The 12,338-nt window shown below is 62.5% G+C and carries 11 protein-coding genes; 5 read left to right on the top strand and 6 right to left on the bottom strand.

All coding sequences use genetic code 11. From position 1 onward, the window contains the following. Positions 1-128 precede the first annotated feature (128 nt). Positions 129-362 (top strand): hypothetical protein, encoded by a 234-nt coding sequence (locus AU195_RS25130; RefSeq protein ID WP_082703008.1) that lies wholly within the window; start codon positions 129-131, stop codon positions 360-362. Between the two features lie 79 nt (positions 363-441). On the opposite strand, the gene AU195_RS26455 is transcribed toward AU195_RS25130, so the two are convergent. Together AU195_RS26455 and AU195_RS26155 are read right to left on the bottom strand one after the other, a co-directional pair. Beyond that, a complete protein-coding gene (locus AU195_RS26455; RefSeq protein WP_059158834.1) occupies positions 442-672 on the bottom strand; it encodes a hypothetical protein in 231 nt (76 codons plus the stop codon). After that, positions 597-818 (bottom strand): hypothetical protein, encoded by a 222-nt coding sequence (locus AU195_RS26155; protein ID WP_502687330.1) that lies wholly within the window; start codon positions 816-818, stop codon positions 597-599. Before AU195_RS26155 ends, AU195_RS26455 begins: the two co-directional genes overlap by 76 nt. 220 nt (positions 819-1,038) lie before the next feature. Between AU195_RS26155 and AU195_RS09560 the strand changes: the two genes are divergently transcribed. Genes AU195_RS09560 through AU195_RS09550 form a run of 3 tightly spaced genes read left to right on the top strand, consistent with a single transcriptional unit; the run spans position 1,039 to position 4,809 of the window. Next, positions 1,039-1,878 carry a vWA domain-containing protein gene (locus AU195_RS09560; RefSeq protein ID WP_059158833.1) on the top strand — a complete coding sequence of 280 codons (840 nt, stop codon included), beginning with the start codon at positions 1,039-1,041 and terminating at the stop codon, positions 1,876-1,878. 6 nt (positions 1,879-1,884) lie between these two features. Then, entirely contained in the window at positions 1,885-2,679 is a 795-nt protein-coding gene (locus AU195_RS09555) for a protein phosphatase 2C domain-containing protein (protein WP_059158832.1), read from the top strand. A 6-nt stretch (positions 2,680-2,685) separates the two neighbouring features. Beyond that, the gene (locus tag AU195_RS09550) at positions 2,686-4,809 is read left to right on the top strand and encodes a protein kinase family protein (protein WP_157531093.1); all 2,124 of its coding nucleotides are present in this window, start codon (positions 2,686-2,688) and stop codon (positions 4,807-4,809) included. Positions 4,810-4,933: 124 nt separating this feature from the next. On the opposite strand, the gene AU195_RS09545 is transcribed toward AU195_RS09550, so the two are convergent. The 4 genes from AU195_RS09545 to AU195_RS09530 form a co-directional block, all read right to left on the bottom strand. Further along, complete coding sequence (locus tag AU195_RS09545) at positions 4,934-6,721, bottom strand: lipase family protein (protein WP_059158865.1); 1,788 nt, start codon at positions 6,719-6,721, stop codon at positions 4,934-4,936. A 64-nt stretch (positions 6,722-6,785) separates the two neighbouring features. Beyond that, positions 6,786-8,084: an McrC family protein gene (locus AU195_RS09540; RefSeq protein ID WP_059158830.1), complete on the bottom strand. Its 1,299-nt coding sequence runs from the start codon at positions 8,082-8,084 to the stop codon at positions 6,786-6,788. Further along, entirely contained in the window at positions 8,081-10,111 is a 2,031-nt protein-coding gene (locus AU195_RS09535) for an McrB family protein (protein WP_216636384.1), read from the bottom strand. Before AU195_RS09535 ends, AU195_RS09540 begins: the two co-directional genes overlap by 4 nt. A gap of 150 nt (positions 10,112-10,261) precedes the next feature. Further along, positions 10,262-10,624, bottom strand: coding sequence for a hypothetical protein (locus tag AU195_RS09530; protein WP_059158828.1), 363 nt, complete (start codon positions 10,622-10,624; stop codon positions 10,262-10,264). A 103-nt stretch (positions 10,625-10,727) separates the two neighbouring features. Here AU195_RS09530 and AU195_RS09525 point away from each other — a divergent pair, with 103 nt between their 5' ends. Then, positions 10,728-12,119: a hypothetical protein gene (locus tag AU195_RS09525; RefSeq protein WP_059158827.1), complete on the top strand. Its 1,392-nt coding sequence runs from the start codon at positions 10,728-10,730 to the stop codon at positions 12,117-12,119. Positions 12,120-12,338 lie beyond the last annotated feature (219 nt).

Here is a 12,338-nt window from a genome sequence, read left to right as displayed (position 1 = left end):
CTGCGTGCAACGTTGATTTCGGCGTCACCGCGGATAGCGATCGTTGCTTCTCGTGGCGTTGCTTCTTCCGTCTGCGCGTGTGTGGTACGGCTGATGTTGAGTTGCGGCCTGTGGGGCGAGGAGGCGTCATGGCGTTGATCGATCGATTTGAAGAAATCTCATCTGGTAAGGAAGTGGTGCACCGCCCGGTGACCTGTGGGTGGAGAACCTTTAGCGTCGACGGCAGCCCCATCCTCCAGCTGGACACTTACGGAACGGCGGAGCGCCAGATCCCGAATAAAGTCTCGCAGTCAATACAGCTAGATCGCCGAGCTGCCGAAGTGCTGCTCGGTCTAATACGGGATACGTTTGGCGACGTCTAGATCAGCATCACCGAAGGGCGCATTAGGCAATGCTGACGACGGTCGAGAACCCGGCCAGTCGCAACGGGGTGGGTTCGAGTCAACGTCGCCACGCCGACGGACTGCCTGACGCTAGCAGGTTGGCGAATAGATCCGTGGAGCCAACGGTCTGGAGGACCATTCGGGGATGTGGGTTGAGTTCGTTGTCGACTGCCAGCAGGCGCGCGCCCGAGCTGTCGGCGATGGCGCACATGCTCAGCCCAGCGCGGCGCAGATCGGCGATCCCGATGCGATCGTCCTGAAACAGGTAGCGCGTGCCGATCTGACGCACTGCAAGTGGATCCAAAGGCGGAACCCCACCACGACACCGATGCGGTACGTCTTATGACCGCTGGCCCACCTCGTCCCGGAGGACCGTGAGACGCCGACTTCACGCGCCATGGCATGGATGCTCCACCCTCGAGCCCGCAACTCCATCAACCGCTGACGCTTGGCCGACAACGGACGACAGCCAGGCCCCTTCTTCAACCGACGCGACGACGTCAACACAACCTCCGGAATCTAGAGAAGTGTTGCGACAACGCCTCGAAACCACCGACGGCGCAACCACCCTGCTGAAGCCGCTGAATCGCCCTTCGCAAACTGGGACCCTGATGCACAATCGTGACCAAGTCGGCGAAGAGAGAAGGATGCATACGTGGCGTACACCGCTGAGATCAGTCGAGCGACTCCGACGTGCTTCGTGCTCGTCGTCGACCAGTCCGCGAGCATGGACGACGCGATCGGGGGCGAGGTGCCGCTGAAGAAATCGCAGGTGGTCGCCGACGCGATCAACCGGTTGCTCTTCGAGCTAACCCTTCGCTGCGCGAAGGAGGAAGGCGTTCGCGACTACTTCCACATCGCTGTGCTGGGCTACGGAGGGTCCTCGGTCAAGTCGGCTTTCACCGGACCGCTCAGCGGCAGGGATCTTGTTCCCATCAGCGAGATCGCCGAGTCGCCTGCTCGGCTGGAGGAGCGCACGAAGAAGGTGCCGGATGGCGCTGGAGGTCTCGCCGAGCAGCGAGTCAAATTCCCTATCTGGCTGGACGCGCAAGCCGGGGGTGGCACGCCCATGGTTCAGGCTCTATCACGAGCGGAAGGGCTCGTCTCGAGCTGGGCGGACCAGCACCCGGCCGGCTTCCCACCAGTCGTGCTTCACCTCACGGACGGGGAAAGTACCGATGGTGATCCGACCGAGATCGCTGCGAAGCTCCGGTCGCAACTCACCACGGACGGGAACGTTCTCCTATTCAACCTGCACGTGAGCGACAGAGGTGGGAATCCCATCTCGTTCCCGTCATCCGAGGCTTCCTTGCCCGACCAGTTTTCGCGTCTGCTCTTCGACATGTCGAGTTTGTTGCCTTCCCAGATGAGGGCGTTGGCGGGAAGCCAGGGGCATCGTGTCGAAGAAGGTTCAAAGGGCTTCGTCTACAACGCTGACGTCGCTGACATTGTGCAATTCCTCGAAATAGGCACTCGCGCCAGCGATCTGCGCTGAGCAAGAATGTGGGGGCAGATCGACACGTTCTGGCTACCCAAAGCCGGTGCGACGGAGGTGGAGTACGAGGACGCCTCGGCGAACAGTGTGAGCGATGAACTGACCGTCGGGCTGTCCGCAGAGCACGACGACGTCCGCGTAGCAGTGGCGGATGGAGCGACGGAAAGTCTACTTTCCGGGAGATGGGCGCGAGCTCTGTCTCGGCGAGTCGCTACAGACGACATTCCACACCGTCGTTGGCACGACGCCATCAAGTCGGCGATAGACGACTGGCCGGCCGACCTCTGCACCTATCGGGAGGAGCGACTGCGCCGAAATAAGCCGATCGCCTGGTATGAGGAGCCCGGGCTGGAGCGCGGTGCAGAAGCCACCCTCGTGGCCCTGCGGCTTCGCAACCCAGTCGATGGTCGGCCGGGATCCTGGTGGTCTATGGCTGTCGGCGACGCCACACTGTTCCATGTACGGGGGGACGGCTGTACGCGCGCCTTCCCGATGAAACGCTCCGCCGCCTTCAGCACCTCCCCGCATCTTATTCGCAGCCTCGATCACGAGAGTGGCTTCAAACGGCGCCTTCGTAAGACAAGCGGTGACTGGGAGCCGGAGGATCTGTTCTTCTTATGCACGGACGCCCTGGCGGCATGGTTCCTGGAACGTCACGAGGAATCGGATAAGCCATGGCGAGTGTGGCGAGATTTTGGAAGCCTTGACTGCCTCTCGTTCGAGGAGTGGGTCACCGACGAGCGCTCGAGCGGCCGGCTCAAGAATGACGACGTCACCCTGGTCCGGGTGACCTGTTTCTGAGCGCCGATGACTTCTCTTCCGTCGAACGGAGACTACGTTCAAGCCCTGCAACACCCTCATGCGTGCTTCCACGACCAAGAGCTGAAAACCGGTACTGTTCAGACGACTTCACTCGGTATGCCGAAAGCTATATCCGGCAATTTCGCATCAGTCTTCTCGATCACATGTTCTTCCGGCAAGCGCTATGCCGTGAAGTGTTTCACTCGTGATGTTCCGGGCCAGAATGCACGATACGAGGCCATCCACAGTGCGTTGGCCTCGTTGGCACGGCCGTGGCAAGTGGGGTTCGAGTTCATCGCTCAGGGCGTTATGGTCGACGGCCGTTGGTATCCGATTCTCCGCATGGAGTGGGTTGAGGACTCCCGGACTTTGATCCCCTGGCTCGAGTCGAATCTCGGCCATCCTGACCGAATCCTGGACGTTGCAGGGCAGTTCGCGCGATGTATCGAGGACTTGCAGGGTGAGGGGATTGCCCACGGAGATCTGCAGCACGGCAACCTGCTGATCGACTCGAATAGCAAGCTGCGCGTCATCGACTACGACGGCATGTTCGTGCCGTCCATTCAGCATCTCGGGTCAAACGAGCTCGGCCTCGCCAACTACCAGCATCCTGGCCGCACCAGCAGCGATTTCGGCCCATACCTGGACCGTTTCAGCGCGTGGCTGATCTACGGGTCGCTGCTTTCGCTGGCAGCGCACCCGGGCCTCTGGTGGACCTTCCGCCAAGAGGGGGACGAAAAACTGCTGTTCGGAAAGGAAGACTTCGTACCTCCACTTGACGCCATCGAGCGCCTCGGTTTGCTCGGATCACCACATGCAGAGGTGGCAAGTCTGCTCGCCGAAATGCTCAAGGCGTCGAGTTCGCCATCGAGCGTCCCTGAATTCGATCATGGACGAATCTCGCTTCCAACACCTGTGGAGCACCAGCCGCAAACATCCCCGGTATCTGAATGGTGGCGGCAATCGAACGCTGATCCGGTCGGCATTAACGCAGGTGATGCGGCGGCGGCGTCGGTAACGCGTCTTGGAGCGAGTTGGCTCCGGAGCCACGAGGCGCCACTTCCGCCCGTCAGTGTGGTCGGCCCGAGCAAGGCGACGAAGGCGCTGAGTATGGCGCTGACCGCGCTTGCGATGTTGGGCGCCCTGGCTGTTGGTGCAACGTTCAACCTGTTCGTCGCCGGACTGGTGCTTGTGACGTGGGCAACCGTGGTGACAGCGGGAGCCTGGACACTCTGGCGCCGGTCCGACGCCGTCGTCGGCCAGGCCGACGCTCGTCAGCGCGTGAGGCTCGCCAATCGCGAACTGACGTCGCAGCGGAAGCGGGTAGAGAAGGCGCGAAGAGATCGCGACGGCCTGGACACGGACGAGCGACGTGCGATCCAAGAGCTCGAGAATCAGCGGGCGAAACTATCGAAGCAATCCAAGGCTGAAATTGAGCGAGAGTCCAAGGCGTTGAGTAAACGCGCCACCACGCTCCAGGCGGCGCTGAACCGATTGGACACTACTAAGGCGGCGGAAGTTCAGCAGCAACTCAAGCTACTTCGAGAGCAACACATTCGTGACTATATGGCCGCGCGTCGAATCGAACCAGGCATGATCCACGGCATCGGCGAAACGATGGTGATCAGGCTTTCGGTCTACGGCATACGTTCCGCCGCAGACATCGCGGCGGTGAATGGGAACCAGTTTATGATCAGCGGGTCGAACAAGTGGATCACCATCCACGGTATCGGTCCGTCCAAAGCCTCAAGCATCAGCTACTGGCACCAGCGCCAACGTATCGCTGCCGAGAGCGGTGCGCCACAGGCATTGCCGCCTCAACAGCTCAAGGCACTCGACGCTAAATTCGCGCACCAAAAGAAGCAGAATCAGGCCGCCCTAGACGCTTTAGGCCCTCAGCTGCGTCAGATTCAGGCAACCGTCAATGCCAAGTACGCCGCGCTGGATCGGGAAATCACCGCGAAAGTGGAAGCGGTCAGACTTGACTATCGGCGTAAGCGGGCCGCTGGCGACGCGACAGTGGCGGCAGCTGTCACGCAGTTGCAAGCGCTTGAAGACGCGCTTCTAGACGCGCAGCGCGAACTCGATCGCTATAGCCACGTGTCTTTTTCGGCTTTTGTCAGAGGGTGAAGCAGGGTGATGTCCGATGAACCGCAACCTCCGTCGAGCCGACTCCAAAGCGTCCCAGTTCCACTCGTCTTCATGATCGCTTTCGTCACCTTGATTAGGTGCCCGCGTCCGAGCGGGAAACGTGTCACCCTTCGATAGCCCTCGCCTCACCATCAGTCAGCTCTTTCGGTGACAAGCCCTTCTCGATCATGAACCGCAGCAGCGCGCTGACCGCCACCTGGGTCGCGGTGAGTTGGGCGATCCGCGGCGATTTCGGATCGCTGAACGCGGTAAGCCGATTGAGTACCGCCGAGAGTTGACCTTCGAAGTCAGTCACCTGGTACCACAGTTGTGAATCAAAGGGCAGGTCAAGCTTCTTGCGGGCGTACTCGATGGCGATTTGCATCATGAGCTGCTCCAGGCTGACCGGTGCAGCACCGGCGCCGCCCCCGCCCGATACGGCCGTTGCCGTCGTGGCAGCACCCGCGCCCGCTAGCCCACTCAGCATCGCCAAGCCACCTACCATCCCGCCCGGCCCGAATGCTGCGAGGCCTCCGGTGATAGCCGCCGCACCAAACACCCCCGCAGGTGCTGCGACGGCCAGCCCGACCGGACCGGCCGCGAGCAACGCGACGCCGGCGGCAGCGGTCAGTACCCGACCCCACGGCACGCCTCCTCGCCCGGCCACACAGCTGCGCACCTCCTCGAGTGACTCGGCGACCACCGTTCCGATTCGGCGCCGAAAGCCGAGTTCGACAGCGATGTCCTCGAGCGCCTTCATCTGCGCCTCGCCAGGATCGATCTCGTACGGCGCAACGCAATTGGTCAGCGCCAGCACGACCAATTCGCCGATCGCCTCGTGCAACTCCCACCGATGCGGCAGGTCAGCGAGCCGACCGTTTCTCAGCTGCTCCATCTCCGGCGCTAGAAGATGCCCCGAGGCGACGTAGTGGTCCAACTGAGCGGCGAGGTCGTCACGGAAGATCCGCAGAGCCGCGCGGAAGCGTTCGGCGCGTTCGGCGTCCTTGAGATTGCGTCCCACCGCCCTGGCGAAATGCTGGAGCAGCAGCGTCGACGCCTCGCCGTCGCTCATCCGCACCGCGACACCTGAGCTGGCGCGAACGAGGTCCTTCGTCGGATACAGCGAGTGCGCGACCAGCTTCACGACGGCCGGATCGCTGAGATACAGATCGGCGCCGTGACCCCTGACGTTGCCCAATTCGAAGTCCTGCGCGCCGGGAAAGGTGCTCGCCAGGCCCCGCCCACCTGTGACGATGTCCCGTCCGCTGAAGAAGTTCGACCAATCGTCAACGCGGCCGTACGGGAACTTCTTGAGTAGCCGTTCACTGCCCTCATGCAGAGCTTTGATAGCGGCAGGACTACCCACGGTGATGAATCGGCGCACGCGAAGATCCGGAGGCAGGTGATCGAGCAGGTCGATAGCGACCACTGATCCGAGGCTGTGGGCAATCAGAACAATGTCACCGTGAGTCGGCAGGTAGTCGATCACCCGCGTCAGCACGCAGGCCCGCACCTTGTCGTCACGGATGTACCGCTTGACCTGGGCCAGGTCCATCAACGACACGTGATCCACGACCACACCAGGTGCGAACGCCCACACCGGTTCAGGAATCATCGCCTTGAACCCAAACGATCGCACGCCGTCCTGCTGTGACAGATACCGCTGGACCCTTGCCTGACGACGTTCGAACTCGCGGCGAGCGATCCCGTCATCTTTCGGTCTGTACGTCACTGGCGGCAGTTTGGCCCCATCGCCTCCATTACCTCGCAGGCAGTCGGAGTAACCCGGCGCGATCACCTGCTGCCGGTCAACCGCCGGATGCCCGGCTTGCTCGAGTCCGCGATTGAGGCCGTCCAGCCACACCAGGCCAGGATCACCGTCCCCGATGCCGTGCAGGAAAACGACTTTCACCAAATCTCCCATTCGTCACGTGTCGGCAGCATGTTCTTCCGCGCGATACTCCACTTCACCTTGATCAACCGACTACCGCGTCTTCAGCTGCCATGGGAAGTTCGGCACGCAGCATCTCTTCGGTCCACCGAAGCGGTTCCTCGTCGCCGACTCGAAGCCCGTTTACGACCTCGGCGAGGGGAATCCCTATCGCACGCACCCGTACCTTTCGGGCGCCGTGTTCGCTCGGCACCGTCAGCTCCACAGCGATCGGGGAGGACCGCCGCCGCGACGACGGATAGATCAAGTACGACGTCGGCACGGCAGTGAAGCCGCTATAACACTGCGCGTACAGCAGCAGCTGATACACATCGGGCGGTGCCAGATCCCAGTCGTCGTACTTCTTGTACTTCGCGTCGATCGCCGCGCTCCGGCTACCCTGCAGGACAACGATGTCCGGCGCGATCGGCTTTCGGTGGCGACCGTTCACGGTGATGAGCGACCGATTGCGCCGCTGTGTCTGCACGTCGAATCCGCGTGGGTAAACACGTTCGATTAACCATTCGACGAACTTCTCGAACAGGGCGTTCATGTTGATCAGGAATGTCTGGACTTGCGGCGAATCCGCAGCGCTGTCCTGATCTTCGAGCCGGCCGAGGTCGAGCAGCGATCGACACCATGTGTGTGCGATTTGGTAATGCGCGTTGCGGCGACCGTAGACCAATTTGGTCCTGACCAGTCCGCGCGGATCTGGAATCGTCGGCGCCACATCGGCTAGGCGTCGCTCGAGGTCGGCGGCACGTCGACGGACCCGCGCGTTGGCGGCTGCCCGCCGCGCCGCCCGCGCACCGGCCAACAGCAGGTGGTTGTCGGCGGTGTCGCGATCGAACTCGTTGTAGTCGCATGCGAACTCGGTGAATTTCCCGAAGTGCGCAGTGGCCTGACGGTAAGCATCAAGACGTCCGCGCAGGAACGGCAGATCGTCACTATGGCTGCGATAGTTGCGAATGAGACCGCGCGCTAAGACCTTCTCGGTGTGGGTGACCACCAGCCGGCACAACAGCTCGGTGGCGTCTTCACTCGGATCTTCGGACAGCCCCCGAAAGTACTGCGGCAGATCGGCGAGCGGGCTACCGTCGGTGATCGCGAGCATTGTCAGCACACCCAGGCTATCACCGGCCAGCTTGGGCACCACCCGCACTCCGAGATCCTGGGTCAGACGGATGGTGCCCACCCACGACGACGATCGGATGTTGACCCGGTGGTCGGAGAGCCACGTGACCGTCAAGCGGTTCCCCAAGCGGTCGGCCATCATCTGCTGCTCTTCGAGCGAGATGGTCGCCGTCCGGTGGTCGACGTCCCGGTGCTCCGGTAGCTCGATCATTCCGGTATCGATTGTATCTGGAGGTTGTACTCATCGGCCAGTGCGGCGATGAGCTGGCCGTCGTCGAGGACGACGGGGGTCAGACGTGAGCCGGCTTCGTCGATGACCGCGCTGCCGAGAAGCTTCTTGAGCTGGCTGTAGTCGTCGTAGGCGATCTCCTGCAGTAGCGGGATGATGTCGCTGCGGATCACCTCACCGAAGGTTTCAGCCGATTCGATGGGTGCGCCATTGTCGAGGAAGAACGAGTGGCCGATCTGTCGCTCGCGCCCAGCCTCTCGGGCAATACGTTGGTTCAGCTCGGTCAAGAACTGGTCGAGCGGTAGTTCGTCGATGGCGGTGTCAGCCAACAGGTCAGGATCCGGCATGAGTTCGATGAAGCCGAATCGTCGACGCAGCGCGGCATCGAGCGAGCGGATGCTTTGGTCAGCAGTGTTCATCGTGCCGAGTACCACGACATTCTCGGGGACGGTGAGCCTCTCACCACTCGTCGGGAGCGTCACCGACAGACCACGGCGGCCGATCTCCAGGACCGTCATCAGCTCGCCGAAGACGCGAGGCACGTCGGCACGGTTGATCTCGTCGATGATGACGATGCGCAGTTCGTCAGGATGGCTGGCGGCCTCCCTTGCGACCCGCTTGAAGATGCCGTCGCGCAGTTCCAACTTCAGTTCGGTTTCGCCGGCTTTCGGACGGAAGCCTTCGATGAAATCCTCATAGGCGTAGGACGCGTGGAACGTCACCTCGGTCAGGTGTGACTCCGTGGTGGCGTTCGGCGAGTGCTGACGCAGCAGCCAGGATGCGAAGCCTTTGGCCGCCCGTGTCTTCCCGGTGCCGGGGGGACCGTAGAAGATCAGTTGGCCTTTGCGCTCGAGGATCTTCTTCCACTTGGTGTACCGCGGTTCGTCTTCGGCGGTAATCGTCGGGTCTTCGTTTGGTTCGGTGATGACGACATTCGGGTTGAGGAGCCGTTCGACATTCGTGGCCGGTACCTTCGCCACCGTCGTGGTGGCCCACCGCTTGACTGGCTCGTCCAACACTCGTCCTGCGCCGAGGTTCCACTCGACATTGACAGTGTGGTGGTATTCGTCTCGCTCCGAACGGTATTGATAACCGGCTGCGGTGACCGTGCCCACCGCGAGGATCTCCTTGGTACCCCGGTTGGCAATGATCTTGTCGCCCTCGGACATCTCCCGCAGGCGCCACAGCTCCTTGGCCTTCTGGGTGATCGCGGACTTGTTGCGGTTGTACTCGTCGGCGTAGGCCGCAGTGAAAGCCGTCTTGAAGTCGTCTTCAGTATCGAACAACGAGAGGTCGCCGATCTCGTCCCACCCGACGCAAATGTAGTTGCCCTCGCGGCATTCGTCCCAGAACCGTCCGCGAGCTCCGGGTGCGACCTTCCAGTATTTCTTCGCGCGGGCGCCGGGCGGCGGTGACCACGCGTACAGCACACGGGCGAGTGTCGACGAGTCCTGGCCGTTGAGCTCGGACAGGGTGACCAGATGGTGGAGGAGCCGACGGTTGACGTCGATGGCGTCGCCCGACGTGTCGAGTCCGAAGAGGCCGGCGAAGTGGGTCAAGTGTGAGTGGCTGTACACCGGGAGTACGTCGTCCGGGAAGTACAGGTGGAGCGACTTCAGGCGGACGACCCTCGCGCCTCTCAGGATGTCGATCTCCGATGTGGAGGTCCAGTCGCCCTGATCGGCGAGGTCGAACATTGTGATGAACGCGGAGCGAAGCGCTTCCCATGCCGTGTCGACGCTGCCGAAGCCGGGCGGGAATGACCACTCGCCGCTGTTGCGGCGGAAGATGACGTGCTTCTTGGCGCTGCCACCGGAAATGCTGCCGAGGTCCGGGGTGCCCCATTCGAGGAGATACGAGTAGCTGTTGCGGTAGTCCGGCGTGTTGAGCGCATAACGGTCGAGCGGCAGGTCAGGCCATACGCTGCGCGGGAACCGTTCGAGGAACCCGGCCCGCTGGTGCTCCTGCTTCTCCCGCGAAACATCGCGCCTCGGAAGGTACGCGGCCAACGCGTCTCTGATCTCCACGAGTTCTCCCTCCTGAGCGCCCGGCTTCGGAAACAGGCCGCTCCACCCCGGCCAACATCATGACCGGTTCCCAAACGCCAAGAGCAGCAAACAACGCGTTCACGAGCGACGAGACCGACTCAGACGTCGGGCTCACTCCTCACCGTTCGGCTCCGCCTCCACCCGCTGACGCAGGTATGGGATGGACGGCGGGAGCTCACCCCAATGATCCAACCCACACGCGCCGAAGAACCACTCGTAGCTGAACCCGGGATGGCGTCGCTTGAGCCGATCGGCCAGCCGCCGCGCCATGGCCGCAGTTCGTTCGCGATCTTCCTCGTCGAGCTCATGGTCCTCGATGCGCCCGCGGAGGACGGCCGCCATGATGAAGTGCGTCTTCCAGATCACGGCCCCTCCTCCGATCGCCGGCGCGGAAAGCGCATCCTGCCAGCCGCCACCGACACCGGTATCGCTCGACGTCCGCGCGATCCCGTTGAGCAGTGCTGTTATGTCCATGACGCCACAGGTCTGACGGCAAGACCGAACCCCTGACCGAGGTTCTGTCGGTGCCGGAAGGCAAGATGATGACCCAGGCGCGATTCAGAGCGACGCCAGGGGGATGGGCGAACTGATGGAGATATCGATCGAGGCCGTTGTCGATGTGGATGCCGCGGCTTGGGGGAAGCAGTTCGGGAAGGCGCCGGCCGAGGTGGAGCCCTCGGTGCAGGCGCACTTCGCTCACCTGATTCAAGAGGAACTGCGCAGGCTCGGATTGGGCGTGCCGTCGGACACCACCCCCGCTGACGGAGCCCGCGAGTTCCGCGACGATGACGCCGGTTATCTGGCCTGGCTGACCGATCATCCCGACGGCTACGTCATCAACATCGCACGCAGCCACAGCCCACGCGATGCGCGCGTGCACCACGCCGATTGCCGCACCCTACCCACCGACTGCGGCCAAAATGTGTGCACCGGGGCATACGTCAAGGTGTGCGCAGACGACCTGTCCGAGCTCGAGCAGTGGGTGATCGAGCATTTGAGTAAGCCAATCCCATCCTGCGGTACCTGTCGCCCAGGGGGCGAGCCGCTCGGTCCGGGTTTTCCTGCGCCGACCGAATCGCCAGATACCGCGGGTTCGCCTCCGCAGGAAGATGATCGGTACGAGGTCCATGGACCAACTGAAGGTAGCCACATAGTGGAAGCTTGGGCCGACGACTACATTCGCTTCGAGCGTCGGCCGGATTGGCAGCAGCAGCTGAGAAATGAGCTCCGCCGTCGCTGCGGGCAGCTCAAGCCGAATGCCGACGAGGTTCTGCACGCGACGTTCTTCGGAGACAAGCCGGCGAACGCCGAAATCGAGAACCTCCTGCTGTACAACATCGATACATTCAGGGTGGCGGGGCGCAACGGCATTCGCTTCGAACACGGTGCCACCGACGCTGGCGTGCGTCCGTTCGGCTACCGCTACGCGCTCACCTCGCGGTCAGGCCCGTTCGACCATTGGCGGCCGGGGCGGACGCTGGCGTCCTTCGGTTGGACCGAGTTAGGCAGTTTCGTCGGTGAAAAGATCTTGGCAGAGGTGTGGTTCGCACTCGCAGGTGTTGACGCCCAAGTGGCGGTGCAGGCACCGGCTACGCCCGGGACACCGTTCGCCGTCAAAGTGGAGATTCGGCCGCCCATCGAACGCCGCCGAGTATTGGGCGGATTGGTGAAGGGAGTTGTCGACGGGGTGGTCTGCGCCTTCCAGGCCCACACCGATGAGTCGGTGCTGCCGGAGGTGGTGGTTCGTCTGGTGAAAGATCTACCAGCAGCGCCGGACGAGATCGAGCGTTGCCTGCTCGATCAACGCCGAGCCGTGCTCGGCGTCGTACCACGGCTCGCGTCTCCGTACCGCAGCGGCGTCAAATGGGATCCCGCGGATCATCTCTGTGTTGCCGGCGAGGTGATCATCGCCGAACCGGTCGATTCGCAGTGGGCGATCAAGGGTGAGATCGTCGAGCTATCACGTTGAGACCGTGCGCCGATCTTCTTCACCGCCCAATGCAGGTCTGACGAGGTCACCCGGGACGAGGCAGACGTTTCTTGCGCGGGGTCTGTGGCCGAAGCCGCGAACAGCAGTATTGCGGTGTGCCGAAGCAGTCTTCATAATCCCGAGGTGGAATTTGAGGCAGTCCCGACCGATCGTCACTGGTGCGGCGAAGCCCACCGCACACCAAAGTAAGAGGCGCGG

The sequence above is a fragment of the Mycobacterium sp. IS-1496 genome (assembly GCF_001499995.1).
In the GTDB taxonomy this organism is placed as follows: Bacteria; Actinomycetota; Actinomycetes; order Mycobacteriales; family Mycobacteriaceae; genus Mycobacterium.
The sequence above is the reverse complement of the archived record's forward strand: the minus strand, read 5'-3'. Positions and strand labels throughout refer to the sequence as shown.